At 41.5% G+C, this 26,030-nt stretch carries 19 protein-coding genes and 1 tRNA gene; 8 read left to right on the plus strand and 12 right to left on the minus strand.

Annotated elements, in window-relative coordinates; translation table 11 throughout:
* Positions 1 to 28: 28 nt before the first annotated feature.
* The 5 genes from BM090_RS14840 to BM090_RS14875 all read right to left on the minus strand — a co-directional run bounded on the left by BM090_RS14840 (position 29) and on the right by BM090_RS14875 (position 2,702).
* The gene (locus BM090_RS14840; RefSeq protein ID WP_091515071.1) at positions 29 to 370 is read right to left on the minus strand and encodes a hypothetical protein; all 342 of its coding nucleotides are present in this window, start codon (positions 368 to 370) and stop codon (positions 29 to 31) included.
* Complete coding sequence (locus BM090_RS14845) at positions 363 to 749, minus strand: hypothetical protein (protein ID WP_091515075.1); 387 nt, start codon at positions 747 to 749, stop codon at positions 363 to 365. Before BM090_RS14845 ends, BM090_RS14840 begins: the two co-directional genes overlap by 8 nt.
* Before the next feature lie 1,311 nt (positions 750 to 2,060).
* A tRNA-Met gene (locus BM090_RS14865) sits at positions 2,061 to 2,133 on the minus strand.
* Between the two features lie 34 nt (positions 2,134 to 2,167).
* The gene (locus BM090_RS14870) at positions 2,168 to 2,356 is read right to left on the minus strand and encodes a hypothetical protein (RefSeq protein WP_091515088.1); all 189 of its coding nucleotides are present in this window, start codon (positions 2,354 to 2,356) and stop codon (positions 2,168 to 2,170) included.
* A gap of 130 nt (positions 2,357 to 2,486) precedes the next feature.
* Positions 2,487 to 2,702, minus strand: a complete 216-nt coding sequence (locus BM090_RS14875; RefSeq protein ID WP_091515092.1) for a hypothetical protein — start codon at positions 2,700 to 2,702, stop codon at positions 2,487 to 2,489.
* 129 nt (positions 2,703 to 2,831) lie between these two features.
* On the opposite strand from BM090_RS14875, the gene BM090_RS14880 reads away from it, so the two are divergent.
* The 4 genes from BM090_RS14880 (at position 2,832) to BM090_RS14895 (ending at position 6,374) form a co-directional block, all read left to right on the plus strand.
* On the plus strand, positions 2,832 to 3,329 hold the full coding sequence (locus tag BM090_RS14880; RefSeq protein WP_091515097.1) for a helix-turn-helix domain-containing protein: 498 nt from the start codon (positions 2,832 to 2,834) through the stop codon (positions 3,327 to 3,329).
* Positions 3,330 to 3,503: 174 nt separating this feature from the next.
* Positions 3,504 to 3,809, plus strand: coding sequence for a putative quinol monooxygenase (locus BM090_RS14885; protein WP_091515100.1), 306 nt, complete (start codon positions 3,504 to 3,506; stop codon positions 3,807 to 3,809).
* 10 nt (positions 3,810 to 3,819) lie between these two features.
* Positions 3,820 to 4,974 (plus strand): site-2 protease family protein, encoded by a 1,155-nt coding sequence (locus tag BM090_RS14890; RefSeq protein WP_091515104.1) that lies wholly within the window; start codon positions 3,820 to 3,822, stop codon positions 4,972 to 4,974.
* A gap of 143 nt (positions 4,975 to 5,117) precedes the next feature.
* Positions 5,118 to 6,374: a dihydroorotase gene (locus BM090_RS14895; protein WP_091515108.1), complete on the plus strand. Its 1,257-nt coding sequence runs from the start codon at positions 5,118 to 5,120 to the stop codon at positions 6,372 to 6,374.
* A gap of 82 nt (positions 6,375 to 6,456) precedes the next feature.
* On the opposite strand, the gene BM090_RS14900 is transcribed toward BM090_RS14895, so the two are convergent.
* Together BM090_RS14900 and BM090_RS14905 are read right to left on the minus strand one after the other, a co-directional pair.
* A complete protein-coding gene (locus tag BM090_RS14900) occupies positions 6,457 to 7,611 on the minus strand; it encodes a monodechloroaminopyrrolnitrin synthase PrnB family protein (protein ID WP_091515112.1) in 1,155 nt (384 codons plus the stop codon).
* A gap of 25 nt (positions 7,612 to 7,636) precedes the next feature.
* Positions 7,637 to 8,032: a hypothetical protein gene (locus BM090_RS14905; RefSeq protein WP_091515115.1), complete on the minus strand. Its 396-nt coding sequence runs from the start codon at positions 8,030 to 8,032 to the stop codon at positions 7,637 to 7,639.
* A 427-nt stretch (positions 8,033 to 8,459) separates the two neighbouring features.
* On the opposite strand from BM090_RS14905, the gene recN reads away from it, so the two are divergent.
* Positions 8,460 to 10,124, plus strand: coding sequence for a DNA repair protein RecN (gene recN, locus BM090_RS14910; RefSeq protein ID WP_091515119.1), 1,665 nt, complete (start codon positions 8,460 to 8,462; stop codon positions 10,122 to 10,124).
* A gap of 8 nt (positions 10,125 to 10,132) precedes the next feature.
* Here recN and BM090_RS14915 read toward each other — a convergent pair whose 3' ends face one another.
* Positions 10,133 to 10,741, minus strand: coding sequence for a hypothetical protein (locus BM090_RS14915; protein WP_091515122.1), 609 nt, complete (start codon positions 10,739 to 10,741; stop codon positions 10,133 to 10,135).
* A gap of 134 nt (positions 10,742 to 10,875) precedes the next feature.
* Between BM090_RS14915 and recG the strand changes: the two genes are divergently transcribed.
* Together recG and BM090_RS14925 are read left to right on the plus strand one after the other, a co-directional pair.
* Entirely contained in the window at positions 10,876 to 12,981 is a 2,106-nt protein-coding gene (gene recG, locus BM090_RS14920) for an ATP-dependent DNA helicase RecG (RefSeq protein WP_091515125.1), read from the plus strand.
* A gap of 188 nt (positions 12,982 to 13,169) precedes the next feature.
* Complete coding sequence (locus BM090_RS14925) at positions 13,170 to 15,803, plus strand: ATP-binding protein (protein ID WP_091515129.1); 2,634 nt, start codon at positions 13,170 to 13,172, stop codon at positions 15,801 to 15,803.
* A gap of 34 nt (positions 15,804 to 15,837) precedes the next feature.
* Here the strand turns inward: BM090_RS14925 and BM090_RS14930 are convergent, their stop codons facing one another.
* From BM090_RS14930 to BM090_RS14945, 4 genes are all read right to left on the minus strand, one after another.
* A complete protein-coding gene (locus BM090_RS14930) occupies positions 15,838 to 17,073 on the minus strand; it encodes a hypothetical protein (RefSeq protein WP_091515132.1) in 1,236 nt (411 codons plus the stop codon).
* 61 nt (positions 17,074 to 17,134) lie between these two features.
* Entirely contained in the window at positions 17,135 to 19,663 is a 2,529-nt protein-coding gene (locus BM090_RS14935) for a DUF5686 and carboxypeptidase-like regulatory domain-containing protein (RefSeq protein WP_091515134.1), read from the minus strand.
* Positions 19,664 to 19,903: 240 nt separating this feature from the next.
* Positions 19,904 to 21,100 (minus strand): chorismate-binding protein, encoded by a 1,197-nt coding sequence (locus tag BM090_RS14940; RefSeq protein WP_091515137.1) that lies wholly within the window; start codon positions 21,098 to 21,100, stop codon positions 19,904 to 19,906.
* 50 nt (positions 21,101 to 21,150) lie between these two features.
* The gene (locus BM090_RS14945) at positions 21,151 to 21,510 is read right to left on the minus strand and encodes a CoA-binding protein (RefSeq protein WP_091515140.1); all 360 of its coding nucleotides are present in this window, start codon (positions 21,508 to 21,510) and stop codon (positions 21,151 to 21,153) included.
* A gap of 229 nt (positions 21,511 to 21,739) precedes the next feature.
* Here BM090_RS14945 and BM090_RS14950 point away from each other — a divergent pair, with 229 nt between their 5' ends.
* Positions 21,740 to 25,924 (plus strand): tail fiber domain-containing protein, encoded by a 4,185-nt coding sequence (locus BM090_RS14950; protein ID WP_091515143.1) that lies wholly within the window; start codon positions 21,740 to 21,742, stop codon positions 25,922 to 25,924.
* Positions 25,925 to 26,030 lie beyond the last annotated feature (106 nt).

Here is a 26,030-nt window from a genome sequence, read left to right on the forward strand (position 1 = left end):
GGCGTACTTGTGTACGCCTTGTGAATGATTAAATGTTGAGATTGATAGGGGATTGGGCATCTACTTTCTCCTTTTTATAAGGAAGAAGCCCATTCTTTTCTTGATACCAAGAAGCAATTTCAAATGCAATGGAATCAATGTCGGTTTGACAAATTTGCTTTTTGTCCAATACCCTTTCACTGCAATTATTATATTGTTCGTCGTAAAACACTGTGATATCCAAATCAAAAGTATCTTTTCTAACAGTAAATTTTATGTCAGTGAACATGATTGTAATACGAGGGTCGCATTCACGTATTGCCAATTCAATCAATTGATTAAGCCCAAAAATGTCTGTGTTGAGCGGCGGGGCAGTTGTTTTCTTAGCCATTGTGCACCTCCTCCGCAGGCATTTCTTCCGTTGATTCGGTCAGTGCGATAAATCCTTCGTAATTGGATAAGGTGATACTTGCAATTTTTGCAGTTGAATCTTTAAATTCTTCCGCATAATCGTAGGCTTCGGCAAACGTGTCGGAAAAAAACACTTCTTGCGTATAAGACTTACGCACTTTTGAACCGTCCAGTGTCATGTTTTCATACAAATACTTGATAATATAAGCGTGCTTACCTATGCCCGAAACCGAAAAATACTTGACGGGTTTAGCCGACTTCACGGAGAAATTGTGCACCAGCTTTTTTTGGACCTGCTCCTGAAAATGAAAAACTACGGCCGCTTCCGAATCGGTTACAGAAATTGCCTCTACGAGCATTGTCTTGCTGAATTTTGTGTTCGCTCTATAAAAATAGACGACGCTATAATATTTTTTCATGGTGAGATGTGTGTTAAAAATTAATGTCTGTGACAATAAAATCTTCATTACAATCTGGACAAGTAACTTGTTTGTCGCAATTTTCTGCGCGGTGGTCATCGCCAAGTATTTCACTAACTTGTGGCAATATATCCACGTAACTATCGCATATTGGGCAATTGCACATAACCTCTACAGAGGTATTTGCTGTTGTTGATTTCATGGTGAGAATTGAAGAAAAATTGTGTGATTGTGAATGTGTTGCAGCCAACGGGCGTTGGGCGGTCAAAAAACTTGTTTCGCGCTTTTTGTACAAGAACATAGTACATAGAACATCAGTACAGAAACATATTGAACATTTGAACATTTTTGATTGATTTGAGATAAAGCCTAAAGGCCGTTTACAGTACAGTACCGTTTTCAAAAAAAAATCAAGAAAAGACGTAGTTCTCCCCCCAGTGCTAAGAATCGTATTTTTTTGCGATTTTAGACCGTATTAATTTGCCTTAACATTGCGCACTGCTTCGGCACTGGGTGATATGTTACTTTAATCTGTCAATTGATAAAGACCTGTGTAGCCTCTCCAAATGACGTTGTTCATGCACTATTCTCCGTTGTTGTGCAGGACTTGCGTCTTGCATCTGTTCGTACTTTTCGGCAATTTTTTCGGCGATTAAAGCCATTAAGCCGTAATGAGCTTGGTTTAGCCTAATTTCCAACTCGAATAGCATAACCTTTGCCTCTCATAATTGCAAGAAAATCAAATAACTTTCGATTTTCTTGCTCGGTAACGAAAAAAGTCTTACCTTGGCTTCTCATAAGAATTATTACCCTCTGAGCCGAATACGTTCCAGCGTATAGGCTCTTTTTTTTTGTAAATAATCGGCCAAAAAGAACGTTTCGCGGCATGGCCACAAGTGCCGCATTGCATACGTTGTTAGCATTGCCGACAACGTATAAGGTCTGTTAAAACCAAAATTAATCTATGAATAAAATCTGCTCACTATGGCAGTGTGCCAGCTCTTGGCGGAAAGTAATCGTCGTCGTCTTTTGGCCTGAGATACTCCAAACCAATAAACACAACTACAATTATTCCCACTACAATTAAAATCCCCATTGTCTAATAACGATTTAGTAAAATATTTGTGGTTAGGTGGGACTTGAACCCACGACAAGGCATCTTAATTATTCCTAAAAAAATGCGCCGTCCACCGTGCTAACCTCCAGCCTATAATGCGGCCAACCATTGAAAGTATTTCTACCTTACCTCTGTTGCGGGGACAGGACTCGAACCTGTGACCTCTGGGTTATGAGCCCAACAAGCTACCAACTGCTCTACCCCGCAATAATTGTGGGTCTTTCCCCACCGTCAGGCTTTTCTACAACACACATACGTCCGAATGATAAGTGCAATTGCCAGCTACACTTATACTGATATTCGGCTCTCTCCAAATATGGGCCGTAAATTGGGATTGAACCAATGCCCCCATACCTTTCCCGCGTACTTTGGCATAACCCAGCCATTTAAGCAAGTCAGAGGAAGCCACACCAGCACTACGGCCTATCACAAACTAAAGAACTTATTGCGGACTTTTCCGCCTTGTATTAGCCAACACGACAACGCGCTGACCAATAAATACAAACAACACACACTAAAAAAAAACCACTAAATACACTTTAACCAAACAATTCAGGTACTTATACTTCAACTACTTTTTTCAAAGCCTTTACTAATTTCTTCGTTTGTGCCACGCTCATTTTTTTGTGACCAATTATAAAAATGGCATAATCTCTACTCAGTTTTGTTTCTTTACAAAAAGCGTCAATCACAGCAGTTTTGTCTGAGCGTCGTTTTATGCGATTGTACCGCTCAAACACACTGTTATTATCAATGGCACGATTTTCGCTACTCATAATTCAATTGTATTTCACTTGTTTTTTAATTAGCTTTGACCGTGTTTTTACCGTGTCATTTAACTTGTACAAATATCAAGTATAAAAAAGTAAAAAACAAGTAATCACTTTAAAAAAAAGCAAAAAAATATGAATAAAAAAACTATTGGTTTGATAATCAAGGATTTGAGAACTAAAAATAAGATGAAGCAAAAGGATGTTGCGCAAGCAATCGGCGTTACATCTGCTGCAATATCTGATTACGAGGTAGGTAAATCCAATCCGAGTGATGAAAAAATAGAGCTGTTGGCCACACTTTTTAAAGTGCCAATAGATTTTTTTTATGAAAAACAAAAAACAAGTAAACTAAACTTGAATCAAGTGCCTGAAATGGGAGACTGGAAGGAGGAGATAAAAGAGGAAATCAGGGCTATGCGTGAGAAAATGCAAGATGAAATTGATTTTTACCGAAACGAGTTGAGCTATTTTAAAGACGCATTGAAAGAAGCACATGAGCAACTTCGTGCCAAAGACCGATTCATTGAAAACTTGTTTGAAAAGTCGGGAAAGCCTAAAGTAAGTAAAGAGCCTCGTAGAGAGTATTTTTTGGATTTGGGTGCGCAAGTTGCTGTTGCTCAAAGAGCCTAAAAAAATTTACTCACTAACTTTACTTACTATATTTTGCACAAGCTGCAAAATGAGGCTGATAATCAGTGTATTGTATTTGTTGTGAATTTTTTAAATAAATTCTGTTTGTTTTGGTTAAATGAATGCAAGCCCGCAAATTTGGCCAATATTTTTACCTGAAATTTATCCAAAACTATGATAGTACGCATCGTTCGTATGACTTTCCGCCCCGAAGAGGTGGCTTCTTTCCTGAATATTTTTGAGGAATCAAAACGTTATATTCGCTCTTTTGAGGGCTGCCGACATCTGGAATTGCACCGCGACCCGCAAAATGATGCCGTTTTTTATACATACAGCCACTGGGATTCGGAAAATGATTTGAATACTTACCGCGATTCTGAGCTTTTTGGCCGCACTTGGAAGGCTACCAAAGTCCTTTTTGCAGACAAACCGATGGCGTTTTCGCTTTCGCACCAACAAACCGTAGAACCGTTATCTTAATTCATTTTTTATGAGAGAATTTGATGCTCCTGCTACTTACTGGACTTGGCTCAGGCCACTGATTTTTTTCTGTGTAACCTTGATTACTACCACATTAGCGGGGGCAGAATCGGTGTCTGGACGTTTTTTTGACCTCGAACAGGGCATCGACTGGGCGCATTTCCAAATGGGGTTTGAATATTCCATTCCGTTTTTGGCTATCCTGACGGCGCACGAGTTCGGGCATTATTTCTTTGCCAAACACTATAAAGCCGACGTAACATTGCCGTTTTATATTCCTTTGTGGTTTGGTTCGGGTTCGTTTTCTATCGGCACGATGGGCGCGTTTATTCGCATTCGGTCGGCTTTGCGTTCGCGTCAAGAGTATTTTGATGTGGGCATTGCTGGACCCTTGGCGGGTTTTGTGGTGGCGTTGGGCGTTATTGCCTATGGCTTTTTGTATTTGCCGCCGCCCGAATATATTTTTACCATTCATCCCGAATACAAACAGTTTGGTTTGGATTATGCCAGTGTCGTGTATCAAAATATGCCTGAAGGTCAGTTGCTTTTGGGTGATAATCTTATTTTTTGGTTTTTTAAAACGTATGTTGCCGATCCCAGCCGCCTGCCCAATCCTTACGAAATGTTGCATTATCCGTACTTGTTGGCGGGGTATATTGCTTTGTTTTTTACGGCCATGAACCTCATTCCGATTGGCCAACTCGATGGCGGACATATTTTGTACGGGCTGATTGGTCGCCACAAGCATTTCCAAATTGCGCGTGTGCTGTTTGTGTTGTTTGTTTTTTATGCGGGGCTGAACGTGCCACGTATTTTGTTTTATAGCTTTCAGGAAGATTCTTGGTGGATGCAATTGGTGGCAGAAGTGGCGTATTTGGGCTATTTGATTATGGCTTTTGAAAAAATGTTTGGTGAAGAAATTCGGCCAACGGTTTATTTGGGCTTGGCCGTTATGGCTTTGCAAGTGGCTGTAACACAATTTTTTCCGTATATTGAAGGTTATGCGGGTTGGTTGTTGTTTGGCTTGTTGATTGGTCGCATGATTGGCGTGGCGCATCCGCCAGCTCCCGACGAGAGCCCACTGGATTTCAAACGCAAGGTTTTGGGGTGGATTACGCTCATTATCTTTGTGTTATGCTTTAGTCCCAAGCCTTTTATTTTGTAGAGAAGTAAGAGTGTGTTGGTTTTGAAATATTTTGCTTCCTAATGTGGAAAATAAATATTTGTTGCCCTTTTTATGAAAATGAAAATATTGCCTTTGGGTATTTTTTATACTTTTGAACCAACAAATTTCAATTCAGAGAAGCTGTGAAAATTCTTATCAAATCTGCACTTATTGCCGATAAGCTATCGCCGCATTATGGCGAACATCGGTGCGTACTCATCGAAAACGGAACAATTGTTTCCATTACCGAACAAGCCGTAGCCGCTGACAAAGTAATAGATGGCTCAGAGGCTGTACTTTCTGTGGGTTGGTGCGATATGCGCAGCCGTAGCGGCGAACCTGGACACGAGAGCCGTGAAGACATTGCTAGCCTTTGTGCGGCAGCGGCTATTGGTGGTTTTACGGATGTGGCCGTGTTACCAGACACCCAACCCGTCGTACAGCACAAAGAGCAAATCAGTTATTTAAAGTATCTTTCTGCTGCCCACCTGACTCAATTACACCCGATTGCAGCCATTACGCAGGATTGCAAAGGTGAAAAATTAACTGAAATGTATGATCTGCATCAGGCGGGAGCCGTGGCATTTTCGGACGCAAGGTCGGTGAGCAGTTCGGACATTGTCCTGAAAACATTGCAGTATTTGCAAAAAATTGATGGGCTATTAGTCAACAAACCAGAAGACCGCAATTTGTCGCGCTTCACGAATATGCACGAAGGCACGTACAGCACGATGCTTGGCCTGAAAGGTGTACCTGTTTTATCCGAAACATTGCACATCGCCCGCGATTTGCATTTGCTTGAATATACAGGCGGAAAGCTGCATTTCTCTCTGATTTCTAGTGCAGAAAGTGTAAAACTCATTCGCGAAGCCAAGCAAAAAGGTTTGTCCGTAACTTGCGATGTGGCCGCGCACCAACTAGCTTTTACGGATGCTGATTTGACCGATTTTAATACCAATCTGAAAGTAAATCCTCCGTTCCGCACGGCGCAAGACGTAGCCGCATTGGTAGAAGGTCTGGCTGATGGTACGATAGACGTAGTGGTTTCTGATCACACGCCATTAGACCCAGAAAGCAAAGAACTAGAATTTGATATGGCCGAATTTGGCATTTCGAGCATGGAAACGACGGCAGCGACGCTGTTGAGCTACGGGCACTTGACCATAGAACAATTTATTGATAAAATCGCCATCAATCCGCGTGCGCTATTGGGGTTACCGCAAGTACACATCGCTAAAGGTTGGCCTGCTTGTCTTACACTTTTTGCTCCAGATCAAGAATGGACATTTAGTTTGGATAAAAGTGTGAGCAAATCCCGTAACAATCCTTTCGACCAAAAAGTATTGAAAGGGAAAGTGTTAGCTACCTTCAATAAAGGTCAATTTGTGATACAAGGCTAAGGCTTTTAATATTTTACATAAACAAAAAACAGACTGACCAAATTAGACCAGTCTGTTTTTTGTTATTTATACCTGTTTATAATTATTTCATTGCTTCTTCCAAAGCGTCAATAGAAGCAACATTCAGTGCTAATACATGAGACAGAATGTCTATGGTATAACCGCCGCTGCCGTGTGAGCGTTGCGCTTCTTGCGGCGGCTGGCTTTGGCCTGCATGCTGGCTTTTGTAAGATTCTTCCGCTATTTTTTTATGTGGCATACGGAAGCTTTTGAGCATATTACACACACCCAATAGCATTTTAGCAGAATTTTTGGCACACAAATACTCTTGCGAATCTCTATTGTCTTTGGTTGTTTCTAATGCACTAATTGTTTTTTGAAGCAAAGATGGTTTTCCTTCAAACCTATCATATAATTCTCGTACAAATGGCTGATTAAAAGCAAGATATGCTTTTTTGAATTCTACATACTTTGAGTCTGTTATTTCTGAGCTCCACAACAAATGGTCGAATAAAAACATAGGCATTTCCACGGCACCTGGCCCGTAATAAGAATCACCTTTCCAAATAATTGGGTCGTAGTATAAGCGTAATTCTTGGGCAAAATAATGAGGAGAAACATAGCGTTTGGCTTGCACAATCCCACTAATAACACCCGTAAAGGCTTCTGAAGCAGCTTGTCCAATTTCAGCAAATTGAGCATCTAAGGGGTCTGACTCATGCATTTCTTCCAAATGGTGGATACTTTCAATAAGCGGGCGCATGGCCATTTGTACGCTTTGAATGAGGGCTATTTCGTCAGGTGTGCCTGTATAGGTACGCAATCTGTCGCCCGAAGGATTCCAAATAGTATAATGAAAAAGTGTATCACGTGGGGGCATGTTTGTTTTTTCGCCCAAAATCCCTAATACGGGTTCTAATTCTGGGACTTTCTCCACGGGCTCTACGCCATGCCGTTTAAGCGACCCCAAAAACAAGCCAATATCCCGCATACAAGCTAACATTTCGGGAAAATCGAAAAAATTAACCAAATCGGGTGTAGGCAAGTATCGCCGCAAGAGGGCTACGATCCCTTCCACGTCTTTATTTTTGTTAAGCGTGGGCAACTCTTTGATGGCTTGATCTATCCCCAAAGGGTCTAAGGTACTTACATACCAACATTCTTGATGCCAGCATTCAGCTTGTCGCCAGCCGTATTCTACTATTTGAGTAGTAATTGTGCTTGTTTTTGGAGTCATGAAACGGATTAAGATTGAAATTAGCTTAATTGAGCAGCCAATTTAAACAATCTTCTTCATTTCCAAATGTTGTAATTGATAAAAATCCGACTTTCGCCTCATTATTTACTTTTTCTACGGTTGCCTTTGCAAATACGTCAGGAGAAACCAACGCTGCAACTTTCACCATACCAATGCTTTCTACTTCTGGAAACCATTCAAGTACCAAATAGTCTTGTACGTCTTTCGACAAAACTTTTAAATCGCGGTGATCACTCAAATGCACTTTGTAGCTTTTTTCTTTAATCAAATCTGTCATAAATGCACAACCCGCGCGTACTTCGTCAGGTTTTAAAAAGCCCATCCATTTAGCGTAGAGAACTCCATTTTCGCGTTCTACTATTTCGCAATAAGGCTGCTTGAATACGGTAACATCTGCCATAAAAAATGATTTTAAATTTTGTTCGCTAATTTTTGTGCAAGATAATACCCTCAAAAACCTTCTTACAAATCGTATTTGGTCTTATATTGCTCAAGTAAGATTATATATTATAAAGTGCTAATGCAATACCAAGATAATACTAATCTGCATTATACTTATTTAGTTTTCAGGGTTAAAGACAAAAGTTTCTCTTTCGTAAGAGACGTTTAGGCAGGTAATATTCTGTCTATTTATTCTTTAACTTCTTGTATTTTTGCGCTTTTCTGCTTAACATAACTGTTATAACATTCAATCTTATGCCTATTTATTCGATAAGCTAATATAATAATACCGCATTGTAGGCGATCTTCTACCACAAGAATTACAAAAATTGAGTACATTTGAGCTATAATTTATTCCCAAAATTTTAAAGCCTTTTTGTAACGCAATGCTTACTCATTTGCTCATCAAAAATTACGCGCTTATCAGAGAGTTGGAGCTTATGCCCAACCGCGAACTCAATGTCATTACGGGCGAAACAGGCGCAGGTAAATCCATTATGTTGGGAGCTATCGGCTTGCTGCTCGGCAACCGCGCCGACACCAAAGCCCTTTTTGACCAAACTGAAAAATGTATTATAGAAGGCACTTTCGAAGTAGCGGGCTACGATATGGCCGAACTTTTCGAAGAGGCCGAAATAGATTACGATGATACTTGCCTGATTCGCAGGGAAATATCACCGTCGGGCAAGTCGCGCACCTTTATCAATGACACCCCCGTAAACCTCGACGTGCTGCGCCGCGTGGGGGCGCAACTCATGGACATTCACTCCCAGCACGACACTTTGCAACTCGGTTCGGCGGCTTTCCAAATCGGAATTGTGGACAATTACGCCCAAAACAAAGCACACCGACAAGCTTACACCCAGACTTTTACGGCATGGAAACAAGCAGAAACACGTCTGAAATCGCTGCGCGACCAAGCCGCGCAAGCCCAAAAAGAATCTGATTACAATCAATTTTTGTTGGATGAACTACTGGCCGCCAAACTTGCGCCCAACGAGCAGACGGAGCTGGAGCAAGAACAAAATTTGCTGGAAAACGCCGAAGACATCAAGCTCAAATTACAGCAAGCCATCGCCTATCTCACTGAAGGTGAGGATGCTCCTGTAGTGCCGCGCCTAAAAATAGTGCAGCAGCTTCTGGACAAACTCGGCCATTTTTCGGAGAATTATCGCACACTCGCCCAACGCCTACAAGCCTGTTTTGCAGAAGCCCGCGACATTGCCGACGAAATAGAAGGCGAAGAACAAAGCATTGAGGTTGATAACGAACGTATCGCTTTCGTGCAGGAGCGTTTGGATTTGATTTATCATTTGCAGAAGAAACACGGCGCGAACAGCACCAAAGAACTGCTGGACATTCAGGCCGAATTAGAACAAAAAGTAGGGCTGCTGTTGAGCTTAGACGAAGATATTTCCGAAGCCGAAAAGCAAACACAAACACTTCAGAAACAAGCCATTAACATCGCTCAAACGCTCACCGAAACGCGCACAGCAGCCATAGAACCCATCGAAACAGAACTTAAAAATTTGTTTAGGGAAGTGGGAATGCCCAACGCGACTATCAAAATAAAATTGGAAGTGGCCGCCAGCCTCACGCCCAACGGCGCGGACATGGTTACGTTCTTGTTTTCAGCTAATAAAGGCGTTGCGCCACAGGAATTAAAAAATGTGGCGTCGGGCGGTGAATTTTCCCGTTTGATGCTGCTTATCAAATATATTTTGGCAGGAAAAACCGCACTACCAACCATTATTTTTGATGAAATTGATACGGGAATTTCGGGCGAAATTGCCATTAAAGTGGGCGGAATTATGCAGCAAATGGGCAAAAAACATCAGATAATTGCCATTACCCATTTGCCACAAATTGCGGCACGCGGCAAAGCACATTATTATGTGTATAAAGATAATTCGGGCGAAAAAACGGTAAGTAAAATCCGACAATTAAAACCAAGTGAACAAATCGTCGAAATTGCACAAATGATTAGCGGTGAGCCGCCTTCGCCAGCGAGTTTAGACCACGCGCGCGAACTATTGGAAATGAGTCATTGATTAAGTAACTAACTGTTTATCATGAAATTATAGCAAATAAAACTTTGGAAAATTTCTTTCGTTTCATTTTCAAGATTCCAGTTTTTGTCTTCCGTACCCACCCAAATCAGGCGCAAAGTTTTGGTATCAGCAGCCACAAAATATTCTCTATGAGCGTATTTTGTGGCTGTTTTTTTGTCCAAAATAATATACGAAATACTGTAAATGGTTTGGCCTGTGGTATTATAAACAATGCTATCTTGCGTTAGGTTTGTTAGCTGCAAATCTTTATCAGAAAGCAATTCATTTTTTAACTTTTTCATTTGCAAAGGTTTAGCGTACAAAATGCCCATGCAATGAAAAAATGGTTCGACAAATGTATTAGCTCGTAAAGCGGCTTTTCCTTTATTTTTTTGCAAATCTTTTTTCAAAAAAGCGCGATAATCGGCGGCAGTTGGCAAGTCTTTTAGTGTAAATTTATTGAATTGATAATCACCGTAAAAGTCCATTTTGAAGGCGGGTTTGTGGTGCTTATATTCGATTTTACCGCTCTCAGTTGGCTGTTGGGAGCTATTGGACAGCACGCCACACGATACTGACATTACAACCAAACATAACAATACAAATATTTTTTGCATAAAATAAAGATAAATTGTTTTTGGGCGAAAATATGAACAAATTTCGGATTAGTTGGGAAGAAAATCGAAGACTTTTTAGGTAAGCCCAACCTTATTTTTAGGATATAATTTTCAGTAAAATTTTGCCGTCGGCTATGGCTTCACAGCATTTTTTTGATACAAAAATAGAATTTTTGAAAGGCGTTGGGGCGCAGCGTGCGGCGTTGCTCAACACCGAATTAGGCGTGTTTACGTTCGGGGATTTGTTACAAAAATATCCGTTTCGGCACGAAGACCGCACGGTTTTTCATCAAATCGGGCGCATAAACGAGGAAATGCCCGCCGTACAACTCAAAGGTATTTTGCGCAATATCAGCAAGTTAGGCGAAGGAAAAAGTGCCCGACTGACCGCCACACTCCACGACCATACGGGCATGGTGGAACTGGTTTGGTTTAAGGGTATTAGTTGGATAGAAAAAATATTGCACGAGGAACAACAATACATCGTGTACGGGAAACCGTCGCTTTACGGGACAAAATTTAACATTCCGCACCCAGATATTGAGCCTTGGAACGAGCAACAAAACCGCCCCACGTACCTCCACCCTGTTTATAACACGACCGAAAAAATGAAAAAACGCGGCTTGGATAGCAAAATGCTTACGCGCATTATGCAAAATCTGCTCAAAGCCTGCTACCAACATATTCCCGAAACGTTGCCGCAATATGTCATGGAAAAACAACGGCTTTGCAGCAAGATGAAGGCCATGATTGCAATTCATTTTCCTAAAAATAATACAGAACTTGAACAGGCCAAAGCACGTCTAAAATTTGAGGAATTATTTTATATTCAACTCAAAATTTTAAAACAAAAAACCACACAAAAAACAGTAAGCCAAGGATTTGTGTTTGGGAAATTGGCTTCGTTGCATGAGTTTTACAAATCGCATTTGCCCTTTGATTTGACGGGTGCGCAAAAGCGCGTTATCCGCGAAATACACAAAGACATGACCAGCGGCAAGCAAATGAACCGACTGCTACAAGGCGACGTGGGAAGCGGCAAAACCATCGTGGCGTTTGTGTGTATGCTCATGGCCATCGACAACCAAACACAGGCTGGCCTGATGGCTCCGACCGAGATTTTGGCCGAGCAGCATTACAACGGTCTCAAACCTTTTGCCGATGCGCTGGGCTTGCCAATGGCCAAACTTACAGGCTCGACCAAGAAAAAAGAACGCACGCAAATATTAGAGCAATTGGCTGCGGGCGAACTAAAAATTTTGGTGGGAACGCACGCACTCATCGAAGACAGCGTACAATTTGAAACGTTGGGGCTGTGCGTGATAGACGAACAACACCGTTTTGGCGTGGCGCAACGTGCCAAACTTTGGCAAAAAAATACGCATACGCCACCGCATATTTTGGTAATGACGGCCACGCCGATTCCGCGCACGCTGGCCATGACCTTGTACGGGGATTTGGATGTGTCGGTGATTGATGAGTTGCCGCCTGGCCGCAAGCCCATCAAAACCGTGCATCGCTACGACACTGATCGCCTGCGCGTGTTTGGTTTTATGAAAGAAGAAATAGCCAAAGGCCACCAAGTTTATGTCGTTTATCCGTTGATTGATGAGTCAGAAAAGCTTGATTACAAAGATCTTACAGACGGATACGAAAGTATTGCGCGGGCATTTCCTGCACCCGACTACCAAGTAAGCATCGTGCATGGCCGCATGAAAGCACCCGAACGAGATTTTGAAATGCAGCGTTTTATCAATAAAGAAACGCAAATAATGGTGGCCACGACCGTGATTGAAGTGGGGGTAAACGTGCCGAACGCCTCGGTGATGGTGATAGAAAGTGCCGAACGCTTTGGGCTTTCGCAGTTGCACCAGTTGCGCGGACGCGTGGGGCGCGGCGCGGAGCAATCTTTTTGTATTTTGATGACGGGTTATAAGTTGAGTCAAGATAGCAAAATCCGTATCCGAACGATGGAGCAGACCAACAACGGTTTTGAGATTGCGGACGTGGATTTGCAGCTACGCGGGCCGGGCGATTTGATGGGAACGCAGCAAAGCGGCGTGCTGGATTTGCTTATTGCCGACCTCTCGAAAGATGCCATTGTGTTACAAAATGCGCGTGTGTGTGCCGAAGAGATTTTGGAGACAGATGCAGCACTGGAGCAGCCCGAACACGAATCTATTTTGCATCATATCAACTCTTTAAGTAAAAATACAACGCTGTGGAGCAGAATCAGTTGATATAAAATATATAGTAAAAAACTTTGATTTTTAGAAAAAAAATAGCAGTTTTACGATAGTATCAGGTTGCAAAATAAAAAACATGTGTTGTTTGCTTTTTTTAGTATTATTTACTGTAAAAAACAGATGATGCAAAATAAAACACAACAAAACAAACACAGTATAGACTACGAAAAATACTTTGCACGATGGTAAAAGAGCATACTGATCACCTAGAAAGGTGGCAAAAACAATTAACCCTTGTAGAGAATAAGGCCTTTATTTTTCCTCAGAAGGAGGAGGAGGCCATCATTTCGTTAGATGCGACAAACGTAACGAGCCACATAAATCCCAAATCATCTTTTGGGCGAGCATTCTATTGGTCTGATACCAATAATAATGAGGCGTTTCGTCATAACCCTTACAAATTTAAAAATACTGTTAGGCGAAAAAAACGGCTTCGTATTTTGTTGAATACAAAAGAAGTGCAAAATAATTTCAATTTTTCGAAAACCAAATATTCAGAAATAACCAATACGTACAAGAGCATTTTTGATAATACAGCGCAGGGGCAAATTATTATTAAACCCGATATGAGCATTGAAGCCATTAATGATATGGCTTTAGAAACAATCGATAAATATTTTAATTTAAAACTAAAAAAGAAGGATGATTTAGGTGCTTTTAGGCATCACAAGGGGTACAATATATTGGCTACATGGTTTGACGATGCACTGAATGGGAATATCACTCAGAAGGAATTACGCTTGGATTTGTCTCAATCTAAAAGAGTTTGGATTAAATTACGCGTTGCGCCTGTCTATAATCGGGTTAAGCAAATATGTGCGATTCATCTAATCGGCAGCGACATTACAACCCGTAAGGAATCGGAAAGGCGTTTGGAAGAAAATGAAGCGAAATTAAAGGCAATTTTTGAAAGTTCTTCGGACGCACTTATCATCGTAGGAGACGGATTGAAAATGATATTAGACTGCAATCAGCGAGCCACCAAAATGTTTGAAAAAAACATAAAAGGAATGTCTATTAGCGTTTTGTCGTCAGAATTTTGTTTGAAAAAAAACCAAAAAGAAATAGAAAAGGTACTGAATGAGTCGGATGTTTTTTTGCAGGAATTAGAATACGAAACAGCGTCAGGGCGAAAGTTTTGGGGAAGTACGGCGGTGAGTACCATCTCTATAGGCCACAACAAATTTAAACTGGTTCGTATTATAGATATTACGGAGCGCAAACAAATGGAAGCTGACTTGTTGGCGGCTAAAGAAAAAGCGTTGGCTTTGAGCCAAATTAAAGACCAGTTTTTGGCATCGGTAAGCCACGAGATCCGTACGCCGCTCAATGGTGTAGTTGGTGCCATCAATTTATTGGATAGTAATCATGCACTTAATCCAGAACAATATACCCGAACGGTCAAAACTTTACGCTTTTCAGCGCAACATTTGCTTACGCTGATCAATGATATATTAGATTTTAATAAGATAGAATCCAATAAAGTTACATTAGACACACACAATTTTAATTTTAATTCACTTGTAAGAGAAATTGCCCAAACATTTACATTTAGAGCACAAGAAAAAAACATTGTTTTATTTACGTCCTTTGATACGAATATTCCTAAAAATTTGCTAGGAGATAGCCTTCGTATTGTTCAGATAATCAGTAATTTACTGAATAATGCGATAAAATTCACGCCGCATGGAAATGTGCGTATTTGTACGCGAATGCAGGCTGAGACAAAAGAAAATGTTTGTATAAAAGTAGAAGTTGCCGATACGGGCATTGGGATTGCCTCTCAGAATTTAGACAAAATTTTTGATGTGTTTACGCAAGCCGAAAATAATACTTCGAGGCGGTTTGGTGGTACAGGGCTGGGGCTGGCTATCGTAAAAAGACTCTTAAATTTGATGGGGAGCGACATCTCTGTAACGAGCAAAGAAGGGGAAGGCTCTGTTTTTTCTTTTGATATAATATTACCTAAAAGTAATAGTAATTCAATTAGTGATAACAATATTTTTCACAATAATAAAACGAGTTTTGCGCCTTTGTCCGAAGTACGCTTGCTGGTAGCTGAAGACAATGAGATAAATCGTTATGTGATTTGTAATTTCCTCAATGAATGGTCTGTACAATATGATATTGCTATCAATGGAGAGGAGGTTCTGGATTGGCTGGATAAAGGAACGTATGATATGGTGCTGATGGATTTGCAAATGCCTGTCATGGATGGAATAGAAACGACTAAACGTATCAGGGATAATTCGGCAATATCATCTACATTGCCAATTATAGCCCTAACCGCCGCCACTTTACCAAACACTACTGATTATTTGCACGAAAATGGAATAGATGATTATTTAGCAAAACCATTTGATGCTCATCAACTCTATAATCTTATTTATAAATGGATTAAGAGAAAAACTACTACAACTACGAACACTACTACAACTATGCCATCAGAAATTAAAGACATTAAAATTGACTTCAATAAAATGCTCTTTGCCTGCAAAGGTAATTTGGAGGAAGAATCAAAATGTTTGGATATGTATTTGCATTATTTTGAGGAGCTGTCCAGTAATTTTGAACGAGCAGTAAGAGCAAACGACACCTCAAAGCTGAGCAATTGGACGCATAACATCAGACCTATTATGGCTATTGCGGGTATTGATGATGCAAATATTTGCGTTGATTTATTAAAGAAATCGAGGGGTTTGGCTGCAGAGCCTACATTTAACGAAGCGGAATTTTCACAGCTACATCTGCAGTTTAAGCAGCTATGCGGCATTTTGTTAGAGCAACTTTATAAGCGAAAGCAACAGACTGAGTAGAATTATATTGTTGGAATCATTTGCTTGATGGAGGTTATTTCCTCACCGCACAAAGCATACTGGTACGGCCTTTTTTGCCCCACTGATAGCCCAGCGTAAAGGGGAGGGGCGAAGGCGTTTGGTTGCGGTACGCGCTGTCCAAATCTTGCTCAAAAAGGTTGGTAAACGGCGGAATTGGGATACCATAGCCGCCGTACAAGTGGATGTCCCACATGTTTTTGTCAAAAAAGCGGTAGGCAATGCCCGTATCGTCTTGCAAAATCAGCGCAGATTTATCAAAAACCGTTTGGCGAATATTGCTAAAACCGTTTTGGTGCATCAGGTAAGAGGCTGATTTTAAGTAAGTAACAGTTTCCTGTGTGTTTAAATTATTCTTCAAATAAACATAAAGGCCGTTTGCCTCTTTGTACTTCCAGTTGGCCATGTCTTGCGAAAAATACACCAATTTGGATAGTTTCTTGCTGGCTTTATTCCAAAATTCAATTTCTACACCATAAGTTTTAACGCCTTCTTGCGCGTTGCCGTCGGGTAGCGTAATATATTGGCCATCAGCTTGTATTCCCACGAAATTAACGGATTGAATACGCTGACCTGTTCGCGCCAAGAAAATATAGAGCAAAGGCAACACGCCGTTGAGTTTTTCGGGCTTGAAATGTTCGCGCATATCGAAAGTAATGAAATAGCCGCCGCGAATAATCGTACTCAGAGCCTGAGAAGTCTGTTGCAAATAATGGTAGTTGCTGTCGGCTTCGAGTTGCGTAAGGCTTGGTTTTTGGCCAACAGGCTCAAGACCAATGAGTAAGTAGCGGTCAGCTTCAGGGAAAAACGTAAAAGCGTGCAAAAAATCGGGGCCACTGAACGGATAAAAAACCGTTTCGGGTTGCTGGCTTTGTAGCGGTTGAATGGTTTTTTCGCGCCAAACATTCACCGAGTCGAGGCGACTGGCGTGCATTTTTTGCCAAGCCGTATTGCTGCGTTGTGCGTAATTGAGCCATGCTTCGTGCTGCGAAAGGTGCGCCAACGGGCTGCTTAATGTGTCCCGTAACATTCCCGAAAGAAATTCGGCGATATAGTCATATTCCGTGAAAGCTGGAGCGGCTATCGTATCCGATTCGGGTGTCGCCTCTGGCGCAATGGTGTCGGCCAAAGTTACATGCGCCGTGTCGGTTGGGAGAGAATCGGTTTGTTGAGTAGATTCGTTTTCTGCCGAACCACAAGCATATAAAGTACCAATAAAGGCAAGACTTAAAGCAAAAAAATATTTCTTCATACAAAAAAAATCGCAAGAAAAAGGGCTTTTCCGTTGTCGAAAAAGCCCCCAAAAGTAGCGTTTATAATTTGAATTGTAATGAAACTTTTACACCAAATTTGCGTACATCTGGATTGTTCAGATAAGCGATTCTGTGAATAAAGTCCACACGTAGCAATTTGAAAATATTTTCTACCCCATAACCAAACTCTGCATAAGGTTTATGCGGCGACAAGGCTCTGAAAGACTGTATCGCCTCGCCGTTGGCCGAATCGGGGATAATGTTTTGGTTGCGTTTGCTCACACCGCCATACAATACGCTGGCATGTCCTACAAAACGCCATTTCAGCTTACGAATCAGAGGGATACTGTTCAGGAACAAGCCTTCAAACGTATGTTGGTAATTCAATGTCACGTATTTGTCGCTGGCAAACTCAAAGTAATTCATTAAGTTAAACGACGAAGCATTGAAAAACGGCGTTTGGTTGCCTAAGTGCGCACGTAAAAACGGATATGGCACAGTAGAAGGAATATAACCTGCATCGATGGCATAGCGTCCGCGCCCCAAAAGTCCTAATTTGAGGTACTGAATCACCGTAGCCGAGAATTTATGATACTCAAAATCGCTGTTCATCACACCTTTAAGCCCCAATGTATAGCGGAATGTAAAAATCGGCCATTTGTCTGCACCTAAGCTAATGCGCTCATTTTCATTTTGTAAGAAAATTTCATCGCGGGCGTAGCGCGTTTCCCAAGTGATTTCGGAAGATGTAAACGAACGATGAATCGGAGAGTCTTTGTCGTTGGGATTTTCGTAATACGCAAATTTATACAAACGGTCTATAGGGTCGAAAGTACGATTACGGAACGTGAGTTTTTGAGAAAGTCCTTTGCGTATTTCAGTTTGGATGTACGCACTGGTTTGGCGTTGCATGAACGGGCGGCTGCGCGTCAGGTCACCAAAACGCGTGAATGCAAAAAACAAACTGTTGGTTGCCAAGCTGTTGTCTATCAAGGCCAATTGTTCCAGTTCGTAGAAATGCTCGATGCCCGTCGTTGCCCAGCGTTTGCGCGAAAGAATGTAATCCGCCGAACCGTTGTATTTGAAACGTCCGTCGCGCGTGCCGTAGGCCAAATAACCTTTCAAAATCCATTTGCGACTAAAATCTATGTTGGTTTTCAGGCCTGCGCGGAAACGGTGACCTTCTACATTGTTGAATGCGTAAGTGTAAAGATATGGCCCAATATCGACTTTGCCCACACGTTTATAACCGTTTACGGCGATGTTGGCAATTTCGATATAGGTTTTTACGACTGGAATGTTACGGATAGTATCTATCATTTTATAAACATTCTTTTCCTGTTGGGTCAGGGTATCGTGGCGATTGGTTTCCCAATAATTATTGTCGGTTATGCGTGCATCTTCGGCCACTTCGATGGGTTTTTCGTAGAAAAGCGGCGGTTTAGGATTATTAACTACTATTTTTTTGTTGGAAGTATAAAACTTCACGAGCATACCCGCCCAACTGTCCGAAATTTCGGCAATGTCAATCATCACGCGGTTTTTGATCGGCAACCAAGGCCCTGCGGCAGTTCTGCCCAATTCCTGATGTATCGTGATGCGTTCAATGTAGTTGATGTTGGCACTTTTGCTAATGGCCAAGTTTACTTGCTTGAGAGCGAAGTCTTTAGCCGTAATCCAGATAGTGCCATTAAAGGCCAAATCCTGCGGACGTTTTGGCGTAACTTCAATACGATAACACCAATCTTCACCTACAAAAGAACTGTCTTTTAGGTCGTATTCGTAATAAAATTTCCAGCCGTCGGCAATCGGTGACACGAAGTCTTTTTCTAGAATCGTGAGCCAATTTTTATAAAAATTATATTCTTGGAAAGAAGAGCCCACGATTTGCGCCACCAACGAACCGTCATCTAGACCCACGCCAGTCACTTTTGTTTTCAGGATTTCCTCGCGGTTTACGCTTGGGTTGTTGCGGTGATAAAAATTAGAAATGGATTCGGAAATAAAAAATGGTAAAACGGGTTTGCCGTCTTCGCCTGCAATTTGTTCGAGGCTGTCGAGTACGGTCAAAATTTTACGCATTACTCTTTTTTTACGGAATTTTTCCGAAATATTGTCAATATCAACTTCTGTTTTGTTGTAGCTTTCGTATTCGTAGGCCGTCAGGTTGCGCTTGTCGTTGGCATCTTTGTGGGCGATTACTTGACGCATAATTGGCCAAGCGGGGTTTTCGCCAGGTCTTACCACCACTTCTTGCAAGCTAATGGCTGCCGTCATCAACTGAAAGTTAATGGTTTGTGTAATGCCTTTCTGGATTTTCTTTGCACGTGGATTATAACCAATATACGAAACGTGCAGCGAGTCCAGTGGCTTTTCGGTGCTAATACTGTAATAGCCTTCAAAATCCGTATTCACCCCGACGGTCGTTCCTTTAAAATAGACACTCACAAACGGAAGCGGGTCTCCTGAGGTGGCATCGGTTACGCGGCCATTGATAACGGTTTTTTGTGCCCAGCTCGGCAAAGCAGCCACCAGCAGGAACAGCCCAAGACCAAATAAAAATTTAATAAGTAAGATTTTTCTTTGCATTGACGATGTAAATTTATAATTCTTGGGGTTTTTGTTGCAAAAATCAGGCCGAGAATTATGTTTGTATAGTTAGAGTTAATTTTTATTAAATAGAAAATAAACGCCAACATAAGCAGAACTGTATTTATATACAATATTTTTTTGCTGAATTGCAAAAAAATACCTCTTAAATGTGAGATTTTGATATACAAACATCCGAAAAAATAAAAAAGCCTCCGTGTTTTGGAGGCTTGGGGCTTATCAGAAGGTTTTTTCTATCACTTTGCCTAAAGTTTGGCACTTTAGTTCCGTTTCTTGCCATTCGCGCTCTGGGTCGGAGTCGGCTGTAACGCCGCCACCTGCGTACAAAACGGCTTTTTGTTCAAATAATTGCATACATCGCAAATGCACAAAAATTTCACTTTGACCTTCAAAATTTACAGGTCCTAAAAAGCCGCTATAAAAGCCGCGATTGTAGCCTTCGTTTTCCAAAATAAAAGCTGTGGCGGGGATTTTGGGCATTCCGCAAACCGCTGAAGTCGGGTGCAGCAGTTCGAGCATGGTAGTACCTAATGTCGGGAAATTCGTGTCGAGCATATCTACCTCAAAATCACTGCGCAAATGCAGCAAATTGCCCGCAGGAACCGTGCGAGGCCCTGTTTCGGTGTATTCGCGCAGGCGTATTTTTTTGAAACAACCCACAATATACCGACAAACCAAAGCCTGTTCTTCTATTTCTTTTTGTGTCCAAGAAGTTTGGCTCAAGGGTTTGTCGTGGCGCGCTTGCGTGCCTGCTAAGGCTACCGTGCGGAACGTATGCGTGTTTTCGTTGGTGCTAATGAGTGTTTCTGGCGTTGCACTGAGCCAAACACCCACCGACGGCAGCGAAAATAACGAAATAAACGCGTTCGGGTAGGCTTGCGAAAGTTCCTCGAACAAGGTCAACACATCATAGTTTTCGGGTAAATCAATGAATTTTTGCCGCGATAAAACCACTTTTTCAAATGCGCCTGCTTGTATGGCTTGCACGCCTTTGGTTACCAAATCAAGATGTTTTTGTCGGCAATTCTTGTTGCTAAAATCTTGATTTTCTGTGAATTGTGGAAGAAGTGCACCACTGGTGTCGGTGCTGTTTATTTCCGAAATCCAAGCCTCTAACAGTGCCTCACCCTGCAAGCAACCGCGCAACGAGGAAAGATGTATTTGCGATTCAATAAAATAAGTCTGTTGTAGCTCAGGATTATGAAACGGACTCACCACAAAGCCGCTTTTCAGTTCGGCCAAATTCGGATAACATTGCTTGGTTGCTCCCGTTCGTTGGGCAATAAAATGTTTTTCGGTGCTGTTGGGCAAACGCCACAGTGCCACAGGAATTTGCATATAAAGGCTTGATTGCCAAAGCGATTGCCAATCGCGCGTCAGATGTTGGGGTAGGTTGGAAGGGGGCGAAGATTTCATGTAATGCCAAACAATGTGTTGAGTAAAAACGGAACAATTTCGCTGCAAAGTTAATACTGATGCGTAGAAAGCAATACAAGTGTACAGGCTTCTGCCGCCTCAATGCCTTGTGCTTCTAATTTTTGTTCAAAATCTGGGTTTTCGGTGCCAGGGTTAAAAATCACGCGTTTGGGCTTGAGTGCCGCGATAGCATCGTAATATTCGGGTTGGCGTTTTGGCGAAATGTAAAGCGTAACCGTGTCTATTTCAGTATCTGTTGGAATTGCATTTTGGATAGGCTCGCCCAGTAACTCGCCCGTGTCTCTGCCCACCAAAGTAAGCGCATGGCCATGTGAATGAAGCATTTGGGCGGCTTTGTAGGCGTATTTGTCGGGGCTGGTGCTTGCGCCAATGATAAGTGTCGTTTTCATATAGCTATTTAATTTTTGGTGATGGCTTTATAACATTTTATATATAAAAAAATTCAAAATAGCGATTATTTGTTGTATTTTCTTCTTCTATTTATAAAAAATGTTTGATTTTTTAATTAAAACTTTCTTTTTCTTTATAAATTGCGCTATAATATAGGCTCTTATCTATTTTTCTCGCATATAAAAAAGAACAATATATAAGATTTTGATTGTTTTAAGCGTAATATTTATGTTCAAAAGAATTTTACTACTAATTGGTTGGGGTGTATTGACACAAGTGGCGGTGGCACAAGTAGGGATAGGTACTACAACGCCTAATGATAAAGCGATTCTGGAGCTTGTTTCCAATAATAAAGGTTTGCTCATGCCACGCTTGACCACTGCCCAACGCGATGCGATGGGGCTTGGTGCGGCAGAAGAAGGGATGGTTATCTATAATAGTACACTGGCTAAAATGCAGTATTGGAACGGGGCTAATTGGTCGGATGTTGGCGCGGGAGGTGCTGGTATCCAGAATCAATTTGCTTCGGCACAATCGGCTGATTTCTGGATTTCGGGCAATGGTCGTGTGGGCAACAATTTGGCCGTTGATGGTATTATGATTAATAACTATGGCCTTTTAGAGATGGGAGGTAGCTTTTCTAATCGCATTATGTATAATGATAATGGTATAGCTCCACCTACGTTCAATACAAGAAGTGCAGGTACAAAAATTGTATTTTTTGATGCTTTAAGTGCTACTGCTACCGATATTGCGCTAGGGGTTGGTTCTGGTGAATTTTGGCTGACTATTCCAGACAACTCTAAACAGTTTCGTTTTTACGCAGGTACAAGTCCATTGTTTACACTAAAAGGCAATGGTAGTGTGGAATTAGATAATGCTATTATTAACCGAAAATTAGTATTGTATAATTATAATACTAATGACCATGAATACTCTGGTTTTGGTATTAATTCGGGCGTGTTGCGCTATCAAGTGCCAGCCATGAGCAACAGCCATGTATTTTATGCGGCACAAGATGCGACTTCTAGTTTTGAGCTAATGCGCATACGTGGCGATGGCCGCGTGGGGATTGGGTCGTCTTCGCCCGCCTCTATGTTGTCGGTTGGTTTTAATGGCTTTCAGGTCGATGATGCAGGCAATATCTTGGCTATCAGAGGCGTAACGACAAGTTTTCCGAACGTGCAAGGCGGAGCAGGAACATTTTTGCAAAATGATGGCAGCGGCAATTTGTCGTGGGCAACGGCTGGAACTGGTAGCGGTTGGAGCCTGACTGGTAATGCAGGTACGACGGCGTCTGATTTTTTGGGTACAACAGACAATGTTGCTTTGAGATTTAAAATAGGCGGGAAACAAGCTGGGTATATTGCAGATTCTTTAAGTAATAATAATGTATTTTGGGGGATTGATGCGGGTAAGTCACAAACGACAGGTTTTAATAACACGGGTATTGGCTTTCATACTTTAAAAAACACAACGTCTGGTATAAATAATACCGCACAAGGTTTTGAAGCAATGTATGGGAATCAAAACGGTACGAGCAATACGGCGGTTGGTACGGTGGCTTTGTATTCAAATATATCGGGTAATTCAAACACTGCGGTTGGGGCATTCTCTCTATATAGTAATGATTACGGCGAATCAAATACAGCCAGTGGTTATTATGCCCTTTATTCCAATACAAATGGTACAAACAATAGTGCATACGGTGCCGATGCGTTGGAGTACAATACTTTTGGTATTAATAATACCGCTATGGGTAGTATGGCTTTATTTCAAAATACCAGTAATTATAATACGGCGATAGGTACTCAGGCCATGTTTAATAATACAACAGGTACAAACTCTGTGGCTATTGGTAATCAAGCATTACTTAATAATACAACAGGCCGCCAAAATGTAGTAGTAGGGGCATCGTCGATGACCAATGGGAATCATAATAGAGTTACAGCGATTGGCACTGAAATAGATATTAGCACCAATAGGTCAAATATTATTGCCATTGGTTATGGGATTAATGATGGTCATATTACCTCAGATAATATGACGCGAATTGGTAATAGCAGTATCTCTCAAACAGATATAGCGGGCAGACTTACTTATAATGCTCAAAGTGCTGTGTCTAATACTTTTCCCGCGGATAGAGGTTCTAATGGTCAAGTACTTGCCACTGATGGAGATGGTTTGTTGTATTGGACAAATGCGGGAGCTGGTAGCGGCTGGGGACTTTCGGGTAATGCGGGGACTACGGCTTCCGATTTTATTGGTACAACGGATGATGTTTCTCTGACGTTTAAAATTAATGGTAACCAGTCAGGTTTTATCGCCAACTCTTCTACAAACAATAGTGTATTTTTGGGCTATAGAGCAGGAAAAGCTCAAACTACAGGCTTAAATAATACGGGGATTGGGCATCAGACCTTAGAAAATACAACGTCTGGTAACAATAATACGGCGTATGGTTTTAATACAATGTATGGAAATGATGGCGGTAATCATAACACTGCTGTTGGTTCTGTTGCTTTATTTGGAAATACATCTGGTAGCAGCAATACGTCTTTGGGTGCTAATACATTATATAATAATACAACGGGTTCGTCCAATACGGTAGCAGGTGAATCTGCGATGTACTTGAATACTACTGGTAAAAATAATACGGCTTATGGCTACCAAACGCTGATGTATAATACTGGTACATCTTATAATACGGCAGTGGGTAACCGAGCATTATATCAAAGCACTGCGAGTTATAATACGGCTGTCGGTAATCAAGCATTGTTTAATAATACTACGGGTACCTATAACACCGCTCTAGGTAATCAAGCCTTGATGACGAATTCTACGGGTACATATAATACTGTTGTGGGTAGCTCCGCTTTATTTGCTAACACGACAGGTTCTCAAAATGTAGTGGTGGGCGAGTCTGCTCTGATAAATGGAAATCATAGTAGGGTGGTTGCGCTTGGTAGTCAAATCACTATTAGTACGGATAGGTCTAATGTTATTGCCATTGGTTATGGAATTGGTGATGCCAATATTACTTCCAACGACATGACACGAATTGGTAACAATGCTACAATCAAAACTGATATAGCAGGTACACTTAGCTATAATGTGCAAGACGGCTCAGCTTCTAATACTTTTCCTGCGAATAGGGGCACAAACGGCCAATTTTTAAAAACAGATGGTACAGGTACACTTTCTTGGGCTAATATTTCGGGTGATAATTTGGGTAACCATTTAATGACCAGCAATTTGATTACCGATAATCATTGGATTACGGGAGATAATGACCCCGAAGGTATCTTTGTGAATTATAGCGGCAAAGTAGGGATTGGAATTTCTACCCCTACGGCCTTTTTGCATATCAATGATCCTGGTAGCTCGCAAGGAGATTTGCGGCTAACAGCGGGTACGGTTACTGGCACTTCTGGTGCTGATGGTTTGGCCATTAGTATCAATGGTGCAGCTGCCAATATTATATCATATGAAAATTTACCAATGTATTTTGGAACAAATGGTGCGAATAGAGTAACTATTTCTGGCGCAGGGAATTTGGGTGTTGGTACAACTAGCCCTATTTGTCCATTAGATGTGAGCGGCACCACTGCTTTTGGACCATTATCTGCACTTTATTTTAATTCGAGTACAAGTAATACTTCTACATTAACAGGAGCCTCTTCTGTTTCGGCTGCTGTTTCAGTACGTGCGACAGGTGCATTTCTTTCTTTGGGTGCGGGTTCTAATGGTGGATTTTATACAACTTCAGATCGCCGCATCAAAGATGTGGTAGGGCTAAGTAATACGGCACAAGATTTGGCAACGCTTCGTAACATTCGCATTACGGATTATCGCTTCAAAGACTCGCTGAATGCTGGAAACATGGCTGTTAAAGGTGTGATTGCCCAAGAGTTAGAAGCTGTTTATCCGCAAGCTGTTTCTAAGCAAACCAACACTATTCCAAATGTTTATGCTTTGTCTAAAACCGTGCAATACGACCCACAGACACGCCGCCTAACAGTTACTTTGGCCAAAACACCAGAACTTAACGCAGGCGATAAAGTAAAACTTATCACGCAAGAAGGTGGCGAGCAAATGGCAACGGTGGCAGAAGTAAACGGCAATTCGTTTGTGGTGAAAGATTGGGAAAAAGCTGTAAATCAGATTTTTGTGTACGGAAAAGAAGTGAACGATTTTCGTATCGTGGATTACGACCGTTTGTCGGTGCTGAATGTGGCCGCCGTGCAGGAGTTGGCCAAAGTGAAAGACCAACAGGCCGCCAAAATACAGGAACTGGAAATGCGTTTGCAAGAAAGTCAGCAAACGATTCAGTCGCTCCGCAATGATTTTGAAGTGCGTTTACGCAACGTAGAAGCCAAGTTGCAACCAAAAGTAGCGGCTATCGGCAAATAAAAACAATGCTTTATTGGGCTGCCGTGTGGGAAACTGCACGGCAGTTTTATTTTACTCAAAATTTGTTGTATAAACATTTTAATTATGTAAAATAAAATCGTTTCTT

The sequence above is a fragment of the Flexibacter flexilis DSM 6793 genome (assembly GCF_900112255.1).
GTDB classification, from domain to species: Bacteria; Bacteroidota; Bacteroidia; order Cytophagales; family Flexibacteraceae; genus Flexibacter; species Flexibacter flexilis.